Annotated in this window: 18 protein-coding genes; 9 read left to right on the top strand and 9 right to left on the bottom strand. The window is 66.3% G+C overall.

Going from position 1 to position 22432, the window contains the following annotated elements; genetic code table 11:
• Positions 1 to 110 precede the first annotated feature (110 nt).
• The 3 genes from E9229_RS06715 (at position 111) to E9229_RS06705 (ending at position 4078) form a co-directional block, all read left to right on the top strand.
• The gene (locus E9229_RS06715; RefSeq protein WP_183510491.1) at positions 111 to 1397 is read left to right on the top strand and encodes an aspartate kinase; all 1287 of its coding nucleotides are present in this window, start codon (positions 111 to 113) and stop codon (positions 1395 to 1397) included.
• Positions 1398 to 1497: 100 nt separating this feature from the next.
• Positions 1498 to 2400 (top strand): 3-methyladenine DNA glycosylase, encoded by a 903-nt coding sequence (locus E9229_RS06710; RefSeq protein WP_183510490.1) that lies wholly within the window; start codon positions 1498 to 1500, stop codon positions 2398 to 2400.
• Between the two features lie 106 nt (positions 2401 to 2506).
• A complete protein-coding gene (locus E9229_RS06705) occupies positions 2507 to 4078 on the top strand; it encodes a Na+/H+ antiporter (protein WP_183510489.1) in 1572 nt (523 codons plus the stop codon).
• A 61-nt stretch (positions 4079 to 4139) separates the two neighbouring features.
• Here E9229_RS06705 and E9229_RS06700 read toward each other — a convergent pair whose 3' ends face one another.
• Both E9229_RS06700 and E9229_RS06695 read right to left on the bottom strand, forming a co-directional pair.
• On the bottom strand, positions 4140 to 4640 hold the full coding sequence (locus E9229_RS06700; protein ID WP_183510488.1) for a DUF3237 domain-containing protein: 501 nt from the start codon (positions 4638 to 4640) through the stop codon (positions 4140 to 4142).
• Positions 4641 to 5026: 386 nt separating this feature from the next.
• Positions 5027 to 5965, bottom strand: a complete 939-nt coding sequence (locus E9229_RS06695) for an NADP-dependent oxidoreductase (RefSeq protein WP_246380386.1) — start codon at positions 5963 to 5965, stop codon at positions 5027 to 5029.
• A gap of 255 nt (positions 5966 to 6220) precedes the next feature.
• Here E9229_RS06695 and E9229_RS06690 point away from each other — a divergent pair, with 255 nt between their 5' ends.
• Positions 6221 to 7630 carry an aldehyde dehydrogenase family protein gene (locus E9229_RS06690; protein WP_183510487.1) on the top strand — a complete coding sequence of 470 codons (1410 nt, stop codon included), beginning with the start codon at positions 6221 to 6223 and terminating at the stop codon, positions 7628 to 7630.
• An 84-nt stretch (positions 7631 to 7714) separates the two neighbouring features.
• Here the strand turns inward: E9229_RS06690 and E9229_RS06685 are convergent, their stop codons facing one another.
• From E9229_RS06685 to E9229_RS06665, 5 genes are read right to left on the bottom strand one after another with little or no spacing between them, the layout of a single operon-like run.
• Positions 7715 to 8119 (bottom strand): YchJ family protein, encoded by a 405-nt coding sequence (locus E9229_RS06685; RefSeq protein ID WP_183510486.1) that lies wholly within the window; start codon positions 8117 to 8119, stop codon positions 7715 to 7717.
• Between the two features lie 9 nt (positions 8120 to 8128).
• On the bottom strand, positions 8129 to 9322 hold the full coding sequence (locus E9229_RS06680; RefSeq protein WP_221184395.1) for a M20 metallopeptidase family protein: 1194 nt from the start codon (positions 9320 to 9322) through the stop codon (positions 8129 to 8131).
• Positions 9319 to 10473 (bottom strand): amidohydrolase family protein, encoded by a 1155-nt coding sequence (locus E9229_RS06675; protein WP_183510485.1) that lies wholly within the window; start codon positions 10471 to 10473, stop codon positions 9319 to 9321. Before E9229_RS06675 ends, E9229_RS06680 begins: the two co-directional genes overlap by 4 nt.
• Positions 10474 to 10511: 38 nt before the next feature.
• Positions 10512 to 11819: a type I glutamate--ammonia ligase gene (locus E9229_RS06670; RefSeq protein ID WP_183510484.1), complete on the bottom strand. Its 1308-nt coding sequence runs from the start codon at positions 11817 to 11819 to the stop codon at positions 10512 to 10514.
• Between the two features lie 6 nt (positions 11820 to 11825).
• A complete protein-coding gene (locus E9229_RS06665) occupies positions 11826 to 13232 on the bottom strand; it encodes an APC family permease (protein WP_183511921.1) in 1407 nt (468 codons plus the stop codon).
• A gap of 136 nt (positions 13233 to 13368) precedes the next feature.
• Here E9229_RS06665 and E9229_RS06660 point away from each other — a divergent pair, with 136 nt between their 5' ends.
• From E9229_RS06660 to E9229_RS06640, 5 genes are all read left to right on the top strand, one after another.
• On the top strand, positions 13369 to 14247 hold the full coding sequence (locus tag E9229_RS06660) for a MurR/RpiR family transcriptional regulator (RefSeq protein ID WP_183510482.1): 879 nt from the start codon (positions 13369 to 13371) through the stop codon (positions 14245 to 14247).
• 151 nt (positions 14248 to 14398) lie between these two features.
• The gene (purS, locus tag E9229_RS06655; protein ID WP_183510481.1) at positions 14399 to 14650 is read left to right on the top strand and encodes a phosphoribosylformylglycinamidine synthase subunit PurS; all 252 of its coding nucleotides are present in this window, start codon (positions 14399 to 14401) and stop codon (positions 14648 to 14650) included.
• Positions 14650 to 15405 carry a phosphoribosylformylglycinamidine synthase subunit PurQ gene (gene purQ / locus E9229_RS06650; protein ID WP_183510480.1) on the top strand — a complete coding sequence of 252 codons (756 nt, stop codon included), beginning with the start codon at positions 14650 to 14652 and terminating at the stop codon, positions 15403 to 15405. The genes purS and purQ overlap by 1 nt, the downstream gene beginning before the upstream one ends.
• A complete protein-coding gene (purL, locus tag E9229_RS06645; protein ID WP_183510479.1) occupies positions 15402 to 17705 on the top strand; it encodes a phosphoribosylformylglycinamidine synthase subunit PurL in 2304 nt (767 codons plus the stop codon). Before purQ ends, purL begins: the two co-directional genes overlap by 4 nt.
• Before the next feature lie 264 nt (positions 17706 to 17969).
• Positions 17970 to 18971: a lipase family protein gene (locus E9229_RS06640; RefSeq protein WP_183510478.1), complete on the top strand. Its 1002-nt coding sequence runs from the start codon at positions 17970 to 17972 to the stop codon at positions 18969 to 18971.
• Positions 18972 to 18981: 10 nt separating this feature from the next.
• Here the strand turns inward: E9229_RS06640 and E9229_RS06635 are convergent, their stop codons facing one another.
• Both E9229_RS06635 and E9229_RS06630 read right to left on the bottom strand, forming a co-directional pair.
• A complete protein-coding gene (locus E9229_RS06635) occupies positions 18982 to 20808 on the bottom strand; it encodes an HNH endonuclease (RefSeq protein ID WP_183510477.1) in 1827 nt (608 codons plus the stop codon).
• A gap of 220 nt (positions 20809 to 21028) precedes the next feature.
• Entirely contained in the window at positions 21029 to 22429 is a 1401-nt protein-coding gene (locus E9229_RS06630; protein ID WP_183510476.1) for a DUF1990 family protein, read from the bottom strand.
• Between the last annotated feature and the right edge of the window lie 3 nt (positions 22430 to 22432).

Genomic DNA, 22432 nt, shown 5'->3' with positions numbered 1-22432 from the left:
GTGACTGCCCCCGGTCACGAAGTCCCTGCGCGGCGCGCCGTCTCGCTAGACTGGGCTGACCCCGGAAACCGGGACCCCATCCAAACCCCAGCAGTGGAGTGTGCGTACGCATGAGCCTGATTGTCCAGAAATTTGGCGGATCCTCCGTGTCGGATGCCCAGGGCATCAAACGCGTGGCCCGTCGGATTATCGACACCCGGGCCGAGGGCAACGACGTCGTCGTGGTGGTCTCGGCCATGGGCGACACCACCGATGAGCTGCTCGACCTGGCCAACCAACTGACCGACGAGGCACCCGCCCGCGAAATGGACATGCTGCTCTCCGCCGGCGAACGCATTTCGATGGCGCTGCTCGCGATGGCCATCGACGGGCTCGGCGCGAAGGCGGCGTCGTTCACCGGCTCGCAGGCCGGAGTGCTCACCGACTCGATCCACGGCAAGGCGAGGGTCATCGAGGTCTCCCCGCAGCGCGTGCGCCGGGCCATCGACCGCGGCTATGTGGCCATCGTCGCCGGGTTCCAGGGCATGAGCAAGGAATCGAACGACATCACCACGATGGGCCGCGGCGGCTCGGACACCACCGCCGTCGCCCTGGCGGCGGCGCTCGGCGCCGACGTCTGCGAGATCTACACCGACGTCGACGGCATCTACACCGCGGACCCGCGCGTGGTCCCGGCCGCGCAAAAGATCGATACGATCTCCAGCGAGGAAATGCTCGAGATGGCCGCCTCCGGCGCCAAGATCCTGCACCTGCGCTGCGTTGAATACGCCCGCCGCTTCGGGGTGCCGCTGCATGTGCGCTCCTCGTTCAGCACCAATGAGGGAACCTGGGTCCTGCCCAGCCCCGATGACCAGATCAAGATTCAAGAGGGAGAACCCTTGGAACAGCCCATCATCTCCGGCGTCGCCCACGACCGCTCCGAAGCCAAGGTCACCATCGTCGGTGTCCCGGACATCCCGGGCAAGGCGGCGCAGATCTTCGGGATCATCGCCGGCGCGCACGCGAACATCGACATGATCGTGCAGAACATCTCCACCTCCGGCACCGGCCGCACCGACATCTCCTTCACGCTGCCGATGGTCGATGGCAAGCATGTGCAGGAGGCGCTGCGTGCCGCGCAGGCCGATGTCGGCTTCGAGGACATCTCCTACAACGAGAAAGTCGGCAAACTCTCGCTGGTCGGAGCCGGGATGCGCTCGAACCCGGGCGTCTCCTACACCTTCTTCGAGGCGCTGCACCAGGCCGGCGTCAACGTCGACATGATCTCCACCTCGGAAATCCGCATCTCCATCGTCACCGACGCGGACAAGCTGGACACCGCCGTGCGCGCCGTCCACGCGGCGTTCGACCTCGATGCCGAGCAGGATGCAACGGTCTACGGCGGCACCGGCCGCTAACCCGCGCATGCCTTCCGCCACGGGGCGGGCACCTTCCTTCGCCGGCGGTGCCCGCCCCTCCGCGTCTGCCGGGCCAGCCAACGACGCCCGATGCCGGATAATGGAAGGCGTGATTCCCTCCCCCGTACGCGTCATGGTCCCCGAGGCGTGGCTTCCGCTGGCCGCGGCGCACCGCTCCCGGAGCGAACGCTTTTCCGTGCCCTTCGTCGAACGCCGGAATACCGGGAAACGGCACCCGATCGAGGATTTCCTCTTCACTTACTACACGCAGAAGCCCGGAGCGCTGGCCCGCTGGCATCCGGGACGGGGCGTGCTGCTCACCGGCGGGGCAGCGACCGAACGGCTCGGCTGGAAGTACTATGGCCCGGATGCCGACCCGGACACCGGGGAGCCGGGCGTGATGTTCGATGCCGACGCGTTTGCTGCGGCCCGCGGCCCGGCCATCGACTTCGCCCGCATCATCCTGTCCGGCACGGCAGCCCGTCCCGGAAACTTTTCCTGCTTCGGGCTGCATGAATGGGCGATGGCCTACAAGTCGCAGGAAAACGGAATCCGGCACGAGTACCTGCCGCTGCGCCTGGGCTCCGCCGGCACCGATCAGGTAGTCGAGGCGCACAAGATCAAGTGCACCCACTTCGACGCGTACCGCTTCTATGCCCCGCAGGCCATCGAACTTAACGAGCTGCGGCCGACCCGCGAGACCCAGCGCGAGCTGGAGCAGCCCGGCTGCCTGCACGCCAACATGGACCTGTACAAGTGGGCCTACAAGCTCACCCCCGCCGTGCCCAGCGAGCTGGTGATGGACTGCTTTGAACTGGCCTGGGAGATCCGGACCATGGATATGCGGGCCTCCCCGTACGACCTCTCGGACTGGGGCCACGAGGCGATCCGGATCGAAACCCCGGAAGGAAAAGCCGCCTACGTCCGGGCGCAAAAGGACTTCGCCGACAGGGCCTCCGTCCTGCGCTCCCGGCTTGCCGTGGTCGCCGAGGCACTGGCCTGAGCCCGCGCGGCACGGCGCCGGCGCCCCGGGCGCGGGAGTAACCGCGCAACATCCTTTCGCCGCTCCGGCCAGGCTATGAAAAACTGGTGCAGGAAAGGCATACACCATGGAATTCTTGATCCTCCTTGTCGGCTTGCTCTTCGGAACGGTGTTGGTGGTCGGGCTGGGAGAGCGCATCAGGCTGCCCTATCCGATCCTGATGCTGGTATTTTCGGCCCTTATCGCCTTCCTCCCTTTCATTCCGGAGGTCCACATCGAGCCGGAACTGATCCTTCCGCTCTTCCTCCCGCCGCTGCTCTTCGCCGCGGCGCAACGAAGCTCCTGGTCGATCTTCAAGCTCCGCTGGCGTTCGCTGGTGCTACTGGCCGTACTGCTGATCGTCGCCACCACGGCCGTGGTGGCCGGGGTGACCTGGCTGCTGGTTCCGGGCATCGGACTACCGGCGGCCATCGCGCTGGGCGCCATCGTGGCCCCGCCGGACCCGGTGGCGGTGGAGGCCATCGCCGGCAAGGTGCATATGCGCCGGCGGCTGATCACCGTGCTGCAGACCGAGGGCCTGTTCAACGACGCGATGGCCATTGTGATTTTCCAGGCCGCGGTGGCCGCCATGGTCAGCGGCGGCGAGGTCGGGTGGGAAGTCGCCCCGAGGTTCCTGATCGGCGCCGCGGGCGCCGTGGTGCTCGGACTGGCGATGGCCTGGCTGGTGGGCGCACTGAACCGCTTCGTGCCGAACCTCGTCGCCCGCTCGGCCACCACCCTGGTCGCCCCGTACGCCGTCTACCTGTTGGCCGAAGAGGTGCACTTCTCCGGCGTCGTCGCGGTCGTGGTCACCGCGCTGGAGCTCGGCCGCCGCGCACGCCCGCAGGATTCCGAGGAACGCCTCACCCGCACCGCCTTCTGGGACGTGGTCGAGCTGCTCACCACCGGCGTCGCTTTCGGCTTGGTCGGCATCGAAATGCGCTACATCCTGCAGGACGAGGGCAGGAACATCCTCACCTTCGTCCCGGGAATCGCCGCCGTCTGCACGGCGGTGGTAGTGGTGCGGTTCGCGTGGATGATGGGAATCTACAAGCTCGGCGGTGCCGAAAAGCGCACCCGCACACCGGGCTCGCTGAAGGAAGTGCTGGTGCTGACCTGGTGTGGCATGCGAGGCCTGGCCACCTTGGCGTTGGCCCTCGCACTGCCCAGCACCCTCGCCGACGGGCAGCCTTTGGTGGGACGCAACTTCATCATCACCTGCGCCAGCGCGGTCCTGCTGGTCACGCTGGTCGCCCCGGGCCTCACCCTGCCGGCCCTCATGCGCAAGCTCAAGCTGCCCAACGATGCCGCCCAGGAGGAAAAGGCCGAGCGCCACCTGGCCCGACGGGCCGAACGCGCAGCGCTGGAGGCCATGAAGCGCTCCCCCTCGGCCACCCACCTACCCTTGGAACGCCGCCAGGCCCTGGCCAGGCGCATGTCCTCGCTGCACACCATCCTCGAAAGCGATTTCCAGGACGATCCGGAGAAGATGCTGCGCATCAAGCGGATCCTGACCATCATGGACGACGTGCAGCGCGAGGCCCTGGACTCCGCACGGAAGGAAATGCTCGCGGCCCGCAACGAACCGGGCGCAGACCCGGAGCTCGTGGACCGTGTGCTGCGCCGGCTGGACCTGCGCACCGTCACGCTGGACCGATAAGCGCTGCACCCCGAGGCCGGTTTCCCGGATTTCCGGGTTCACCGGCAACTGCGCGCCCGGGCTATTCGACAATCCATAGCTCTAGCCGGACTTCGGTGGGGAGCCGGGTGCCCACACCGAGGATTATTCTGGAGGCTAGCCAACCCCATTCTTCACCCGCGGAAAGCAGTCGAGGCGTGCACCTGAAGTAAATGCGTTCCGGGGGAACTTCCTCACCGCGGACGAGTGCCGCAATGTCCTCCGGCGTCCCGGTGCGCAGGCCGAAGTTCGCCACATAGATCCGCTCCCCGCTGGTGGTTTCGATGACGTACTTCGCCTCGAGCTCGGTGAGCGTATCCGATGTGAGGAGTTGGAAGTCGGCCCCTCCCGGGAGAATGCGTCCATTGAGCCGGGGGCCGCTGACCGTTCCTCCCTGGATGGGGATGACCCGGCGGGTCCCCTCAAGCGTGGGACCGACTTCTATCGGCGTGGCAACCTCAATGGAAAGGCTCGCGAGGAACACCAGTCTCGGCGGATTCGCGCTTCCATGCGCGCTGATCTGGGCTGTGCTTGGGGTATCCATAGAGCTGAGCCTATCGATGCTTCGGAAAGTACGGCAGGGACGTATTTCCGCCAGACGCTGACGCACATCAAGTGCGGAGCCTGGGCAAACACTCCGTGGCGGCGGCTCGGGCACAATGCTTGCTGCTGGCCTTGTCCTCTCGCAGGCTTTCCTGCCCACCGCGGATCAGTCGAACGAGCCCGGTAAGCGCTCCTCCTGTCCTCGCGGGGATTGCGGGGAGATCCATGGGGCATTGCTGGGGGCATATGCAATCCGCAGCCGTCGGCCACTGACCCGCAGAAAAATCCTGCACCCAGCCAACAACGCACCCTGGGGGTGCCGCTTTCGCCAAGCCGAACCCGACGCGCCCCTGTTCGCGCCGGAGCACAGCTAGGCCCGCCCGGCTCCTACGCGCTGAACGGTGTCAGCACGATCTTGCCGGCAGCCTTGCCGGCCATGCTGGCGGCGAAGGCATCTGCGACCCGCTCCATCGGATAGCTTGCGGAGATCTCGATGCTCAGCTTGCCCTGCTCCACCAGGGCAGAGAGCCGATCCAGTTCCCGGGCATCCGGGCGCACCCAGATATTACGCCCGCCATGGGCGACCACCGTCAAATCGGCCACCGAGGCATGGCGCCCCTCCGCATCCAGTACGGCAAGGGTCTGGTCCAGCACGCCGCCGATGAAGTCGGCCACGCCGGCCACCCCGTGGGGGGCCAGCACACGCACCGCCGCGACCAGGTCCGGACCGTAGGAAACGGGCTCGGCCCCGAGCCGGCGCAGCCTGTCATGGCTGGCCGGGGATCCCGTGGCAATGACCCGGACCCCGGCATGCGCCGCCAACTGGATGGCGAAACCGCCCACCCCGCCCGAGCCGTTGTGCACCAGCAGCGTGTCGCCGGCTCCCAAGCCGAGGGCATCGAGCGTGCGTTGGGCGGTGAGCCCGGCTAGAGGCAGTGCCGCCGCGTGTTCCCAATCCAGCTCGGCTGGTTTGTGCGCCACGATGCCTGCCGGCAGCACCACGTACTGGGCAAACGTCCCCTCGCCCACCGAATCACGCCTGCCATAGGAGTACACCTCGTCCCCCGGGGAGAACTCGGGGGTATCGAACCCCACGGCCTCCACCACACCGGCAACGTCCCAACCGGGCACGGCGGGGAAATGCACGTCCATGATGGGGTCCAGGCCACCTGCCATGATCTTCCAATCCACCGGATTCACGGCTGCCGCGCGCACCTTGATGAGCACTGAACCAGGTGAGAGCCGGGGCATTGGACGGTCGCCCAGCTCAAGCACGTCGAGCCCGCCGTAGGCCCGGTAGGAAACTGCCTTCATCGAGTGGTTCATGGCTTCAACCCGTTCATTTGATTGGCCTTGGCCTTTCCCGGGGGCCTTCGCGAGCACGGCCCGGGCGGGACCCCGTTCTCCTCTCAACGCATCCGCGGCCCGGGGCATTCCGCGCACCGCAAGCCAACTGTGCGTGCAATGACAAGTTCACTGCGCGCTAAGTCAAGGGGGCAATCCATCAGGACGTCCATACTAGGAAGAACCGCAGTAACGAGTGCCAGATCACGCCGCACCAGCGGCAGGTAAGGAAGTCACATGGAAACCCTGGAAACCCTGCTTGAGGCCATTGCCCCCACCACCGCGACCTCGCGTGAAATCCTGAACCCCGCCACCGGCGAGATCGTCGGCCATGCGCCGGTGCACGGCGTTGCCGATCTCGACGCGGCAGTGGCTGCGGCAACGCAGGCGCAGGTTGCCTGGGGCAGCAAGTCCCACGCCGAGCGTTCCGAGATCCTGGTGCGCGCAGCCGATGCCATCGATGCCTCCGCCGAGGCGCTGGCCCAGCTGCTCACCCGAGAACAGGGCAAGCCGCTCAACGGCCCCAACGCCCGCTTCGAGGTCGGCGGCTGCTCGGCATGGCTGCGCACCGCCGCCGCCCTGGAGCTGGAGCCCGAGGTCGTCGTCGATGACGGCGAAAACCATGCAGAGGTGCACTACCGCCCGATCGGCGTCGTCGGTGCCATCGGCCCGTGGAACTGGCCGATGATGATTTCGATCTGGCAGATCGCCCCGTCGCTGCGCATGGGCAACACCATCGTGGTCAAGCCCTCCGAATACACGCCGCTCAGCGTGCTGGCCCTGGCCGCCGTGATGAACCAGGTGCTTCCCGCTGGCCTGCTGCAGGTTGTTGCCGGCGACCGCGAGGTCGGTGCGCGACTGTCCTCGCACCCGGCCATCGGCAAGGTCATGTTCACCGGCTCCACTGCCACCGGCAAGGCCATCATCCGCTCCTCCGCCGACACGGTGAAGCGCCTGACCCTGGAACTGGGCGGCAACGACGCCGGCATCGTGCTGCCGGACGCCGATCCGAAGGCCATCGCCGGGGACCTGTTCTGGGGCGCCTTCATCAATACCGGCCAGACCTGCGCCGCACTCAAGCGCCTGTACGTCCACGAGGACATCTACGAGGATGTCTGCCACGAACTGACCCTCGTCGCCAAGGCCATGCCGATGGGCGTGGGCACCGACGAGGCAAACGTGCTCGGCCCGGTCCAGAACAAGGCCCAGTTCGACATCGTCGCGAACCTCGTGCAGGCAGCAAAGGATTCCGGCGCCCGCGTCCTGCTCGGTGGAGACCCGGACCCGGAGCAGAAGGGCTACTTCTACCCGACCACGCTGATCGCCGACATCGACAACGACAACCCGCTGGTCGCCGAGGAACAGTTCGGCCCGGCGCTGCCGATCATCAAGTACACGGACCTCGACGAGGTCCTGACCCAGGCCAACGGCCTGGAGGTCGGACTCGGCTCCTCGGTCTGGTCCTCTGACAAGGCCAAGGCCCGCGAAGTCGCTGCCCGCCTCGAAGCAGGCACCGTATGGATCAACAAGCACGGCGGTGTGCACCCGCTGATCCCGTTCGGCGGCATCAAGCAGTCCGGCTACGGTCTGGAATTCGGCGTCGCCGGACTCAAGGCCTTGGGCGTGCCGCAGGTCATCAGCGCCTAACCGGCCGATGAACCGACACTGCCCGGCAACTCCCCTCCAGGGGCGAGTTGCCGGGCAGCGTTTTTCCATTTCCGGCGGGCCGGCTCAGTCGACGGCGTCGAGGTAGTACCAGCGACCGTCGATGCGCCGGAAGCTGCTCTCTTCCCGCTGAACGCCGCGTTCCCCGCCGAGCCGGTAGCGCGCCTCGAAGAGCACCACGCCCTCCGAGTCGAACGGCCCACCCTTGCGAACATCGAGGATGTCCAGCCGCTTCCACTCCATCTCCCCGTCGAGTTCCAGCGAACCTGGCCGGGTATCCGGGTGCCAGGTGGCCAGCAGGTAGTCGGCCTCCCCCTTGGCAAAGGCGCTGTAGCGCGAGCGCATCAGGGCCTCGGCGGTACCCGGCCAGCGGAACTTGTCCCCCGCCTGAAGATACCCGGTGTGGAACCTGCCGCAGCAGGCATCGTAGGAATCTCCCGAGAGACAGGGACAAGGTGCGTTTTCGATCATTCCACCAGATTAGGCCAACCCGGCGACAGCACCCACGTACATGGCCGCGAACAACCGTGCCACTTGGTCGACTGTCTCATCAACCGGAAGAAAGGTGCTTGAGTGCAGGGGTGGTTGTTGCCCGGCGACCTGGCATTCCACACCGAGGAAGGCCATGACCCCGGGCAGCCGTTCGGTGAAGAATGAGAAGTCATCGGCACCGCAACTACGCAGCGGTTCCACGATCCCGATCCCGGAACGGATGATCCAGGGGTCAAGGTCGGCCACCAGCGCGGGATCGTTGAACAAGACAGGTTCACCGCGAGTCACCAGCACCTGCGCCGTGGCACCTGCCGAAGCAGCCTGATGCGTTGACACCCGTCCGATGCCCTCATGCAGTGCCTCCCGGTCGGCAGGGGTCATGGCTCGCACCGTTCCCCTGATTTCGGCAGTATCGGGAATAACGTTCGCGGCGGAACCGGCCACGAGCTGACCAATGGTCAACGTGGCGGTGTTGACCGGATCAATGGTCGAACGAAGTATTTCATACAGCGCCAACGTGGTCCGAGCCGCAACCGGCACCGGGTCTACCGCAGTGTGCGGATAGGCGCCGTGCCCTCCGCGTCCGTCGATGCGCACCAGGAATTCGTCGGCAGATGCGTTGATTCCGCCCGCCCCGGTCGAGACCTTACCCGCAGGAAGGCCCGGATGGACGTGGACGCCGAGCATCCGGGCCACGTCATGACGTTCGAAAAGATCCGAGTCGACAACGTCCTTTGCCCCAGAGGGGTAGGTTTCCTCACGCGGCTGGGCAATGCCCAGAATCCCCACCGGAAGGTCGACCCGGGAGGCTGCCCGCAGGAAGGTGACGAATGCCGCCTGATGCACATCGTGCCCACAGGCATGCATGGCACCGTTCGACGCGGCGAATTCCGCACCCGTTTCCTCGACGATCGGCAGTGCGTCGAGCTCGGTGCGGATACCGATCGATACTCCCTGGGCGGGTCCCACGCGCAGGCTGAAACCCGTTCCTGCCACCGGTTCGGGTTCACCTGGCAGGTACCTGGCCAGCAGCGCGGACGCCGGCCCCTCCTCGCCGGACAGGCATGGCTCTGCGTGTGCCCTGTGCCGCAGCTCGATGCCCAGCTCCAGCTCGGCGTCCAGCTCCATGTTCAGCGTCGCGTGGAGCACCCGAAGCATCGCTTCACTGCTGGTGGTCGTCATGGGCGCGTTAGCCGATAGACGCGTTCGGCATTGCGCCAGCCGATCATCTCAAAGACACGGCGCGCATCTTCTGCCGACCAGTCTCCCGAGGCGATCCAGGGACGGACCACCTCGCCATAGGCTCGACGGAACAACGCGGCTCCCAGATGATAGAGCTCTGCCAGACCGAACGCATCGGAGGAAAAGAGTGCCTTGTGGAACGGGATCAACTCTAGGAATTCGGCCAGGACCGCGGTAGCCCGTGAACCGGTGTAGTTCAGGGAAAGTCCGACATCGGCGTAGACATGAGGGAAGACGTGGGCCAGGTAGCCGGCTTCCCGGTGATACGGGTAGCAATGCAACAGCATGACCGCGGACCCGCGGTCCTGGATCCGGCGCAGCCAATCGGTGAGCAGCAACGGGTTACAGCGGTCCAGATTCACGTCGTCGTCGCCGTATCCGATGTGAAATTGCAGCGGGCGTCCGAGCTTCGTGGCACACTCCAGCAGATGCCGGATGATCACGGGGTCCTGCAACCGGGCACTTTCGCCTTGTGGCGTGGCATCCCGCCATCGGATCACGGCGGCCAGGACCTCCTCGTGCTCGGGGGCTGCGGGATCGAAATCCAGCCCTATCCTGTAGGCGGCAATGGATTTGAAGCCCGCGGCGTGTCCAGCGGCTTCTGCCAGCACATCGTCGTACCGGCGAATGAAATCATCGGCGGGCACTCCCTCATCCAGCAACTGTTCAGCCAGACGCTCCAGTCGAAGGACTTCTGCGCTTCCGGCAGCGGTCAGCGCCGCGGTTTCGGCAGGTGTCGTGATCTCATCCCCGCGGTAGCCCGTCTCGATGACGTAGGTCCCGATTCCCGATGCGGACAGCAAACGCCGGTTCACCTCCGCACCACCGAGTTCTGCGCGGCGGGCAAGGTAGGACTCGGGCGCGGCGTGGGCCGGAAGGCCGAGCAGCGGCGCGCAGCGGGAACGGATCAGGAACCCCAGCTGAGTATCGAAGACCGTACTGCCAGCCGGGGGCGCCCAGTTGGATTCGGTGGAAAGGTTCTCGAACTCGACCCGGTCGATCTGCCGCGAGATGACCCCGTGGCAGTGGTGGTCGACCAGCGGTCCGGCGGTCAGCGGATCGAGTGCGGGGTCGAAGAAGATATCTGGCATGAGTGGTTCCTTAGTGAATTCCGGAGGGGCTGTGCGGCCTAGTACGCGGCGGCGTACCGGGCGCACTTTTCCGTGTCGGTCAGTCCGGCCAGCTGCCGGATCTCATCGGCCTTAATGGCATGGTGCAGGGCCAGCAGCTGCGGGTCGAAGAAGCCGGAGACGGTCTCATCGGCCGCAAGCGCCGCCAGTGCGTCAGGCAGGCTGCTGGGCAGGGGCGTGATGCCCGCGGCCTGCTGCTGCTCGTCGTTGAGCTCTTCGAGTTCGGTATCGACGATGAACGGGGTGTCCAGTTCGCGAAGGATTCCGTCCAGGCCCGAGCGAATCAAGGTGCCCAGCAGGATCCATGGGTTGGACGTGGCATCGCCGGCCCGGAATTCGAGGTTGTACTGGCTTTCCGGGTTTCGTCCGGCGATCTCGATGGTCGGGCAGATGCGCAGCAGCGCTTCCCGGTTCCGTTCTCCGAGGAAGGAACTGGCGGAGGACCAGTTGTGCGGAGCAAGGCGCAGGTAGGAGATATCACTCGGAGCCGACAGCGCAACCAGCGCCCTGGCATGGCCCAGCACCCCGGCAGCGAAGGCGCCGGTCAGTGCCGACATGTTTCCCGGCCGGCCGGCCTCGTACATGGCCGGGGCACCGGAGCCGTCGCGGAAACTGAAGTGCACGTGGACCCCGTTGCCCGAGCCTTGGGGCTCCAGCACCGGGGCGAAGGAGGCCCGCTGGCCGGTGGCATGGGCGAAATCCCTGATGATCTCCCGCAGCATCACCGCACGATCGGCCGCCATCAGCGGGTCGCTCGGGCGCACCGTCAGCTCCCACTGGTGCTCCCCGTATTCGGGAAGCCAGGTTTCCGGTTCCATCCCTGCGTCCCGGAGCACGTTCATCAGCCCGGTCCCGAGTGGTTCCATGCGGCGCAGCGCCTGGAAGGAGAACGGCGGCTCCGGAGCCTCGTCGCTGACCATCATGAACTCGTGTTCGAACGCGACGTAGAGCTCGAGTCCGGTGGCGGTCCGGAAATCGTTGATTGCTTCGCGCAGGAAGCTTCGCGGGCAGCAGGCCCAGTCGCGGCCGTCGGTGTGTTTGATATCGGACATGAATAGCGTCATTGGCGGGCGCCCTGGGATGCCCTCGATACGGGTCGCGGAGGCAGGGTCAGGGACCAAGCGCAGGTCACCCTGCGAGCCGAACCCACTGTCGTCGATGATTTTTCCGAAGGGACCAATGCCGAGGTTTGCCGGGACCCAGCCGCAGCCCGAGTCCAGGTCGACCTCGTCGAGCCACATGGACCGGCCCCGGGTTTGCCCGCCAAGGTCGTTGGTTGCGATGAAGGCCAGCTCTGTGTTGTTCATGGAGTCCTAGTTCTGCTCGTTGACGAGGCGGTCGCCGATGGAACGGGCCAGTGATGGCCGTGCCAGGATCACGATGAATCCCAGCAGGCACCAGGCCGCCGCAATGTAAGGGAAATAGCTGTAGGGGGCTTCCTGCCCCACTGTCTGCACGAAGAAGACGTAGCAGAGGTAAGCCAGACCCAGCACCGGCATGAGCAGCTCCCAGCGCGGGATCCCGGAGTCCGCGCGCAGGATGTGCATGATCACACCGACCGTCGTGGTCCCGTAGGCCACGAGCAGGCATAACACGGCGACCGTCGCATACCAGTAGTAGCTGTCGAAGGCCCCGACCCCGCTGAGGAACAGGATCAGCGCCATCGTCAGGGTCACGGCGAACACCGCTACGACGGCACGGGTCGGGGTCCCGGTCTTCGGGTTGAGCTTTCCCAAAGACGCCGGGCCGAAACCGTCACGTGCCAGGGCGAAGACCAGCCGCGCACCGGATGCCGTGGAGCTGAGCGTGGAGGCAAAGGCAACGGCGAAGGCACTGAATGCCAGCAGCTGTGCGTAGCCCGGGCCGATGTACTGTGCCGCGAGTTGGGTGAGCGATGATTCGGAGGCCGCGAACCCGGCGGCCCCCGCTGCGGAATTGCCGAAGCCTACGGTCTGGACATACATGATGAAGACGTAGATGATCCCGGCGCCCACGACCGAACCGCCCAATGCCAGCGGGATTGCCTTCTTCGGGTTGCGGGTTTCCTCGCCCAGCGAGGCACAGGATTCGAAGCCCGCCCAAGAGAGGAAAGCGAAGACCGAGGCCGTCATGATGATCCCCGGGGTCGTTCCTGCAAACGTGAACGGAGTGAGGTCGGCCGGTTCGGAAACCGGAGCGGCACCGGTAGAGACCTGGTAGAGGATGACGACGCCCAGGCCAAGCATGAGCAGGATGCCGGTTCCTCCGATGGCCAGCAGGATGCTGGTGACAAACCGTGATTCGCGCAGGTTGGCCAGCAGGACCAGGACGCCGGCGGCCGCGGAGACCAAGATCCACGGAGTCTTGTTTGCGATGCCGGACTGGTCCAGCCACGCGCCGAAGAACACCCCGCACGCCGCAAGGGTGCAGGCCGCAAAGGCCAAGTAGGTGCCCAGCAGTGCGAAGCCTCCGAAGAATCCGGCGCGCGGGCCAATGGTGTGCCCGGCCAGCGCATACACGGACCCGGCGTGGTTGAATTTCCGCGTCAACCTGACGAAGCCGTAGGCGATCAGGCAGGTGCCCGCAAAGGCCACAAGAAATGTCAGCGGGACGGCAGTTCCGACCAGGCCCGCTACGCCGATTCCATTCAGTGCCATGGCCAGCACCGGTCCCATGAAGCCAATGGACAACGCAGCAGCTTCCCACGATCGGAGCTTGCGCGGTGGTGCCTTGAGATCCATATCAATCACAAAATCTTCCTCACTTCGGCCATGACCGTTGCCTCGAGAGGAATACCCTCGGGCGACCTTGAATGTCCACAACGTTATATGGATTTCATGGGTTGCGTAACTAATCGCACCATGAAATTATTATTTCATGTCAGTGGCCACCGTTTCCGACCTTCTCCGTTCGAAGCTCGGCGAGCTCACACCCGCGGGGCGTGAGATTGCCCGGGAAATCCTCACCGACTACCCCAGGGCGGGACTGGAGACGGCCGCCCGGCTGGCTGCCCGGGCAGGAGTGTCGGCACCGACGGTGACACGGTTCGCGATATTCCTGGGCTTCGAGGGGTACCTCGAGTTCCAGGACCAGTTGCGCTCGGAGCTGGGAGAACGCTCGAAGTCGGCACTGGAACAGTTCCCCCTCGATACGCCGGAGCCATCCTCCGGGGCCGTGCAGCTGGCCGCCGACGCTGCGGTTCTTGCCGGCCAGGTCAGCGCGAGCCTCGATGCCGTACCCGGCGCCCTGATTGAAGACGCGGTCCAAATGCTCTCGACACCTGGCCGTTCCGTCCACCTGCTCGGCGGCCGCTTCAGCCACATGGTCGCCCAATACCTCCAGACACACCTGCAATTGCTGCGCCCGGGGGCCTTTCTGGTCTCGAGCAACGAATTGGACCGCGCCTCGACGCTGCGCGATATGAAACGCGGAGATATCGTCGTGGCATACGATTTCCGCCGCTACACCCCCGAAACCGTGGAGTTCGGCAAGGCGGCACGCAAACGCGGGGCCAAAATCATTCTGGTCACCGACCCATGGCTGAGTCCACTGAGCACCGATGCATCGATTGTCCTGCCCTGCTCCGTCGCCTCCCCCTCCGCCTTCGATGCCCTGAGTCCTACGATGGCCCTGACGGAGGTGCTGATCTCCGGGCTCGTCCGCCACAGCGGGGCCGCCGGGCGGGCGAGCCTGAGCGCCGTAGAGGCAATCCTGTCCAGTAATGCCGACCACGACGTAGACATCCGCTACATCTAGGCGCAGCACAGTGTTCTAGCCCACAAAAAATGAGGATTGGCGGCCCGGCAAACCCGGTAGACTTGTGTCGCAAGCTCGCGGAACGCCATCGCCTTGGTGTGAGACGGCATTCCGTGGGCATTTAACCACCCCCGCCCACAGGAGAACCCGGATGCCCCGGATCGTTGTTGATGTCATGCTCAAGCCCGAAATTCTTGACCCGCAGGGCAAGGCCATCGAGGGCGCACTGCCCCGACTCGGCTTCAATGCCTTTGCCGGCGTCCGCCAGGGCAAGCGCTTCGAATTGACCGTTGAGGGCGAGGTGACCGAGGAGATCCTGGCCCAGGCCCGCACCGCGGCCGAAACCCTGCTCTCGAACCCGGTCATCGAAGACGTGGTCAACGTCGAGGTCGTCGCCGACTAATGAACGCCACCGAACTTCCACTGATCGGCGACTATTCCACGCCGAGCACCGAGCTGAACGGTGCCCGCATCGGCGTCGTCACCTTCCCGGGCACCCTGGATGACCGGGATGCGGCACGTGCCGTGCGCATTGCCGGCGCCGAGGCGGTGTCCCTGTGGCACGCCGACGCCGATCTCCAGAACGTCGATGCGGTGATCATTCCCGGAGGATTCTCCTACGGGGACTACCTGCGCGCCGGTGCCATCGCCCGCTTCGCCCCGATGATGGACAAGATCGTCGACGCTGCGAAATCCGATGCCAAGCTGCCCGTGCTGGGCATCTGCAACGGCTTCCAGATCCTGACCGAGTCGCACCTGCTGCCGGGCTCCATGGTGAAGAACGACCACCTGAAGTTCCTGTGCCGCGACCAGGTCCTGCGCGTGGAGAACAACACCAGCGCCTGGACCAACCAGTACGCCAAGGACCAGGAAATCACCATCGTCCTGAAGAACCAGGACGGCCAGTACGTCGCCGACGAGAAGACGCTCGACGCCCTCGAGGCCGAGGGCCGCGTCGCGTTCCGCTACGTCGGCTGGAACCCGAACGGGTCCCGCCGCAACATCGCCGGCATCTCCAACGCAGCGGGCAACGTGGTGGGCCTCATGCCGCACCCGGAACACGCAGTAGAGGCCGGATTCGGCCCCGACCACACCGGAACCGACGGCCTGGGCTTCTTCACCAGCGTCCTGACCCAGCTCGTTGGAGGCAAGAAGTGAGCCAGAAGTTCAACATCGACACCGTCGAGAACGCCGCAGCCACCCCCGAAACCGAACTGCCCTGGGCCGAACTCGGCCTGAAGCAGAACGAATTCGACGAGGTCGTCAAGGTCCTGGGCCGCCGACCGACCGCCGCTGAGCTGGCCATGTACTCGGTCATGTGGTCCGAGCACTGCTCCTACAAGTCCTCGAAGAACCACCTGCGCCAGTTCGGCGACAAGGTCACCGAGGAAATGAAGAAGGACATGCTGGTCGGCATCGGCGAAAACGCCGGCGTAACCAACCTGGGCGATGGCTGGGCCGTCACCTTCAAGATCGAATCACACAACTCCCCGACGATGATCGAGCCGTACCAGGGTGCGGCAACCGGCATCGGCGGCATCGTGCGCGACATCATCTCCATGGGCGCGCGCCCCGTTGCCGTGATGGATCCGCTGCGCTTCGGAGCCATCGACCACCCGGACACCGCCCGCGTCATCCACGGCGCCGTGGCCGGCATCGGTGGCTACGGCAACTCGCTGGGCCTGCCGAACATCGGCGGCGAGGTCGTCTTCGACTCCGTCTACCAGGGCAACCCGCTGGTGAACGCGCTGGCAGTGGGCGTCATGCGCCACGAGGACATCCGCCTGGCCAACGCGTCGGGCAAGGGCAACAAGGTAGTGCTCTTCGGCGCACGCACCGGCGGCGACGGCATCGGCGGTGCATCGATCCTCTCCTCGGAGTCCTTCGACGACACCAAGCCGTCCAAGCGCCCCGCCGTACAGGTCGGCGACCCGTTCGCCGAGAAGGTGCTCATCGAGTGCTGCCTCGAACTGTTCAAGGGCTCCCTCGTCGAGGGCATCCAGGACCTGGGCGCCGCGGGCATCTCCTGCGCCACCAGCGAGCTGGCCTCCAACGGCGACGGTGGCATGGAAGTCGAACTAACCTCCGTGCTGCTGCGCGACCCGACCCTGACTCCGGGCGAGATCCTGATGTCCGAGTCGCAGGAACGCATGATGGCCGTGGTCTCCCCCGGGAACGTGGAAGCCTTCGAAGCCGCCATGGACAAGTGGGCCGTGGAGTACTCCTGGCTCGGCGAGGTCACCGACACCGGCCGCCTGATCATCAAGTGGGACGGCGTGGTCATCGTCGACGTCGACCCGCGCACCGTGGCACACGACGGACCGGTCTACGATCGCCCGTACGCCCGCCCTCAATGGCAGGATGCCCTGCAGGCCGACACGTTCAAGTCCTCGGAGGCCGGCGCCGACCTGCCATCCACCGGTGACGAGCTGAAGGCCTCCGTGCTGGAGCTCATGGCCAGCCCGAACATGTGCGACAAGTCCTGGGTCACTAACCAGTTCGACCGCTACGTCGGCGGCAACACGGCGCTGGCCACCCCGGATGACGCCGGAGTGATCCGCGTCGACGAGGAAACCGGCATGGGCGTCGCCCTGGCCACCGATGCCAACGGCCGTTACACCTTCCTGGACCCGTACCACGGTGCACAGCTGGCCCTGGCCGAGGCCTACCGCAACGTCGCCACCTCCGGCGCCGTGCCGCTGGCCGTCTCCGACTGCCTGAACTTCGGCTCCCCCGAGGATTCCGATGTCATGTGGCAGCTGGCCGAAGCCATCCGTGGCCTCTCCGACGCCTGCATGGTGCTCGGCGTGCCGGTCACCGGCGGCAACGTGTCACTGTACAACCAGACCGGCTCCACCCCGATCCACCCGACCCCGGTCGTGGCGATGCTGGGCAAGTTCGACGACGTCGCCCGCCGCACCCCCTCGGGGTGGCGCGCGGACGCCGACGGACAGGCCATCTACCTGCTCGGCACCACGTTCGACGAGCTGGACGGCTCGGAGTTCGCGAACATCCGCGGGCACCTGGGCGGCCTTCCGCCGAAGGTCGACCTGGCGGCAGAGAAGACCCTCGGCGCGATCCTGATCAACGCCTCGCGCGATGGCATGATCGACTCCGCCCACGACCTCTCCGAGGGCGGCCTTGCCGCGGCCCTGTCCGAGATGTCGCTGCGTTACGGCGTCGGCGCCCGCGTGGCGCTTGATGACCTGTGCCACCGCGACGGCGTGGATGCCTTCACCGCGTTGTTCTCCGAATCGCAGGCACGCGCCATCGTCGCCGTCCCGCGTTCGGAAGAGGTCCGCTTCAATGACATGGCCACCGCCCGGAACTTCCCGGTCGTTCGCCTCGGTGTCGTCGATGCATCGGCCACCTCGCTGGAGATCCAGGGCCAGTTCGACCTGGACCTGGCCGAGCTGCGCGAGGCCCACGAGGCAACGCTGCCGAAGTACTTTGGCTAGGTAGTTCACGCGGAAGGGCGTCGGAGGGCATTTTCTCCGGCGCCCTTCTTTCATGCTCCGCAGCAAACCGAGGCCGAAGCTACCGGCTCAATCGGCAGGTGCACCGAACTCCAAATTAACTCCAAGTCCAAATTTGGGCTTGGAGTTGATTTGGAGTTGAAACAATCCGGCAGTCACCGGGAGCTTCCATGAAGCCGCATGTGGACATGCGGCAGAATGATTCCGGGTGGGCACCGCCGCTTGCCGCATCAACGAAAGGCAGGCATGCCCCAGGCCATTGGCAGGTTCCCGCGCTGGATCCACCCCGTTTTCGGCCTCGGACTGGTCATGCTGTGCAGCATCCTTGCGCTGAACTCCTCCGCCTCCGTCCGGCTGTTCATCATCCTGTCAGCGGCCGGGCTGATGGTCATCGGCATCACCCGGATCATGGATTCCGCCGAACACGGCACCCCATGGCGGGCCTCGGGCTGGCTGAACGCCGCTTCCGGAGCCCTGCTGGCTGGTGCCGGATTCACCGCCCTGATCTGGCGCGGGGCAACGCTTCCGGTGCTGGCCCTCGCAGTGGCCATCGCCCTCTTGGTTTCCGCAGCGGCCCAGCAGGTTCCCATGCTCAACCTGCGCGGTGACACCCTGATCTGGGGCAACTCGCAGGGCGGGCACGGGGCACTGTGGTCGGCCGCGATCGCCGCCCAGTACGCACCGGAGGTAGGAATCCTGGGTGTCGCAGCGCTGGCTCCGGCCACCAATCTGGTGGCGTTGGCCCAGGGGGTCAAGGACGGGGCCGCGGGCAAGGTGGTGTCGGCGTACATTGCCGCAGCCTGGAAGGAGGTCTATCCGGAGCTCGATGTGGCGGGTCAGCTGACTCCGGGCTATGTACCGGCGGTGGAACGGATCGGCGACCTGTGCTTCGACGGGCGCGACGCGCTGGCCGGCGTCATCGGCAGCACCCAGCTGTTCAAGCCGATCTTCCCCGACACTGCCATCGACGGTCCGCTGGGCGGGAAACTGCGTGGGAATTCGGCGGACATGACAGTGGGCTACCCGCTGTTCGTCGCGCAGGGGCAGGCCGATTCTCTGGTGCTCCCGGGCATGCAGCGTGAATGGGTGAAGCAGCGTTGTGCGGCGGGACAGCCGATGGAGTACCGGGAGTACCCGGGGCGTGAGCATATGCCGCTGGTGGAGGCCGACTCGCCGCTGATCGGCGACCTGGTCGCATGGGCGGGCGACCGGCTTGCCGGCAAGGAACCGGTGGACAGCTGCCGGTAACCCGTCCCCCTCATCCGGCGGGCCGGGCAGCACGCCGGTCCGGATGCCAATAGGTATTGCGCCGCGGCAGCTGCGGGGGATCCAGGTCCCGGGGAAGCAGCACATGCGGTACCGCTTTGAGCACCACCATCGCGAAACGCCCCGCATGCAGCGAGTGATGGTGGTTGACGCAGAGGCAACAGCCGTTTGCCACGCTGGTCACCCCTCCATCCAGCCACGAGATGACGTGGTGGATTTCGGTTCGCACCGCCGCCATCGTGCATCCCGGGTAGCAACAGCCACCATCCCGTGCTGCGATGGCGCGGACCATGTGGCCGGGGAACCGTCGTTTGCTCCGTCCGATGTCGAGCACCGCGCCGTCCCCGCTGAACTGGATCGGCAGGATGTTCGAGTTGCAAGCCAGCCGGCGAAGGGTTTCGGCAGAGAGCAACGTGCCATGGGCCGTGATTCCCGCCCGGTCCATGTGGCCGCGCAGCGAGTCGTAATCGATGTGCAGGAGGATCTCCACCGCGGGAAGCACCGGACCGGATCCGGGGTCGATCTCGGGGCGGCCGGCCCGGCGCATGGCCTCCAGCAGCGCAGCAAGGCGTTGGGCCGGGCGCGTCGGGGCGGGCTGCCACCAGTCGGCTGCCGATGCCGGCGGGTCTCCGGCGAAGTCGGCAATGGGGCGCAGGTCGGCCGGAGTGGCCGGGTCGATCGCCCAGTCCGGGATCGGTTCCGGCTCCGCAGCCAAGGACCCGGCGCTCTCGGGGTCCTCGGCTCCGTCCTGCGGCAACCTGCCCGGTAGCGAGGCGTCCGGGCCGGTGCTCACCCGCTGGGGCTGACCCGGGGCGGTGCCGGCGCCTTCGGTACGGGGCCGGCGCGGGGACCGTCCGGCACTGCTCAGCGGGTTGTCCAGCGCGTCGAAGTACCCGCGCAGGTACTCGGAGTCGACACCGTCGCAGACCAGCTGGTAGTAGTGCAGGCCAAATTTCATGCCCTGGTAGGTCAGTCCGCAGCGGGCCCGCTTTGCCGCATCATCGGGTTCCACCGGCTTCGTGGCGAGTTCAGCCTCGAGGGTCCGCAACAGCTTGGTGGTCGTCCCGGCATGTGTATCGGCCAACAAAAAGGCAATGCGGGCCTCGAAGTCGGCCAAGGTGCCGGCCGGGTCGGGCTGTCGTTCGATGTCGGGGCGCAGTTGTCCAAGTTTCCGTGCGGCGGCGGCCACCTCGCGCGGGTCGGCCTTTCCCTCCTCCAGCAGGCGGGCCAGCAGCGGATAGCGGGCCGGCGCGACAGCCTGAACCGCAGTTGAATCAGTATAGGCGGCGCCGGTGGCCTTATCACGGCCGGCGCCTATCGGAGGATCTCGCAGGGCCCGCAGGTCCGGCGGGGGAATTAGGTTTCCCGCGGCCTCGATCCGGTTCGCCGCGGCAAAGGGGCTCAGGTTCAGCTGATCCTGCAGGAATGCGCCGGCATCGGCGTAGGGCGGGCGGCCGGCCGGTGCGGCGTCCGGTTCGTCGGGCAGGTGGATGCCGCCACTGATGAACTCCCCGGTGTCGGCGAAGAGCGTTGCGATGCCGTCGAGCTCAGTGGCGGTGAGGTGCTCGATGTGGCAACGCGCGGCCACGGCGGCGGCCTGGAATTGGAGGTGCCCGGCGTCGCGGTGGGCGCGTTCGGCGGTGCGGACCAGCGCTGCGGCACGGACCGGGGTGCTGATCCGGGGGACCAACCGGGCTGCCACGATGCGGGCCGATTCCTGCAGGCCCAACAGCAGGCGCACGTCATCCACGTCATCCCCGGCCGGGGCGAGCGCGCGGCAGAATGCCGTCAGTGCTTGGTCGATTCCGGTGCTGGACATGTCTCCACGATGGCGCATCCGGCGCCGGCAGGGAAGGTATCCCCTGCCGTTGTGGATAACCGGAAGCGAAGTTACCCACAGTCTCTGTGGATAACGAGCACCGGTTATCCACAGAGACTGTGGGTAACTCGGGTCAACTGTCCACAAGTCCTGTGGATAACCCATATTCACCTGTTGGGACAAGGGAATCGGGCCGTGCCAAGATGGCGCCGGGGTCGCCTTATTGCCGCGCCAGGTCCCGGGCAGCCGCGACGTAACGCCGGGTGGCGAGCGCCTGGGCAGACTCGGTGACCGGTGCGCCGAGCCGGTAGAACCAGTTCGAGTGCCGCGAGACAGCGCGCAGTTCCAGGTAAACGGTGCCATCGTCATCCAGCACTGCGGCGAAGGACTCCTCCCCCCTTTCGGGGTGTCCGGCCAGCGTCCCGTAGACGAAGCCGGCGCGGGTCGGTTCGTCGATGAGCCGCACGACGCGGCAGGGTGCCGTGATCCGCGCCGGGCCCGTGCCGAAACCCAGTTCGACGCGGCTGCCGAGGGCAACGCGCGGGACATCGGCGCGCACGCGCAGCCCGGAGCGTTCGTGCAGGCCCCAGCTCATGATGCCCTCCAAGAGCGCGGCGAAGGCGGCGGGACCGTGGCCGACCGGTTCACGCAGGGTCATCAGGCGGTAGCCCGGCGGCACCGGTACGCGCGTCAGCAGGCCGGGGCCCGGATAGCTCAGGTCGTTGAGCACCCCGAGCCGGAAGAGGCGGCGGCGGGCGGCAAGTTCAGCGGGGCCTTTTTTCGCGAGAGTGATGCCGGCCAGGCCAAGCGCCGCCTTCCCGCCCAGGGTGCTCGGCAGCGGGATCGGGCCCAGGCGTGAGCGTTCCAGGCCAAGCAGCCGGCGGTGGCTTTCGGGCAACGTGTCGACCACCGCTGTGAAGAGCAGCTTGTAGCCGGGCAGGATCATCGGATCAAGCGGCGGGTTTTTCAGGAACGAAACGACTTCAGCGACACGGGGCCCTCCGACCAGTTCGCCGCGGGACTCGTACCCGGCGATGGCGGCGCGCAGTTCGGCGTCGCTGCGGGGCGGATCGAGAACGCCCATCAGCTCGCCTGCCTTCGCCCATTGGGCAACATAGGCATCGGCTCCCTGCGGGACGGGGCCGGAAAAGATCTCATGGGCGCGCAAGAACGCGTCGGCAAAGGCGATGTGTACCCATGCAGACAGGCCCGGGTCATTCGCCGAGTACTGCAGCTGCTCTCCCGAACCGGAGGTGTAGCTGCCGGTCACCGGGACGTGGAGCCGTTGCACCCAGGCGCAGGCCCGATTCGCCGCCCTAGTGTCGCCGTAGGTGAGCGTGTAGATCCAGCGGATGGTGCCGGCGAGCCGGGCCAGCGGATCGCTTTGGTAGTTAGAGTGCTCGGCGATGCCAGCCAGGGCCCCGGGGTGCAGGGCCTGGGTGAGCAGCGCGCGGATGCCCGCCGCCATTGGGCTCATCCCGCCGTGAACTACCCAGACCGGGGAATCGTGGGCGAAGTAGCCGGCGTCATCGCCGGCATCGAGCTCACGTTCCCAGACCGGACCGTGGCTTCCCTGGGTGGAGAACGTGGTATGCAGTTTTCCGCGGAGCACGTCAAGCATCGG

Source organism: Paeniglutamicibacter cryotolerans, assembly GCF_014190875.1.
Lineage (GTDB): Bacteria > Actinomycetota > Actinomycetes > Actinomycetales > Micrococcaceae > Paeniglutamicibacter > Paeniglutamicibacter cryotolerans.
The sequence above is the reverse complement of the archived record's forward strand: the minus strand, read 5'-3'. Positions and strand labels throughout refer to the sequence as shown.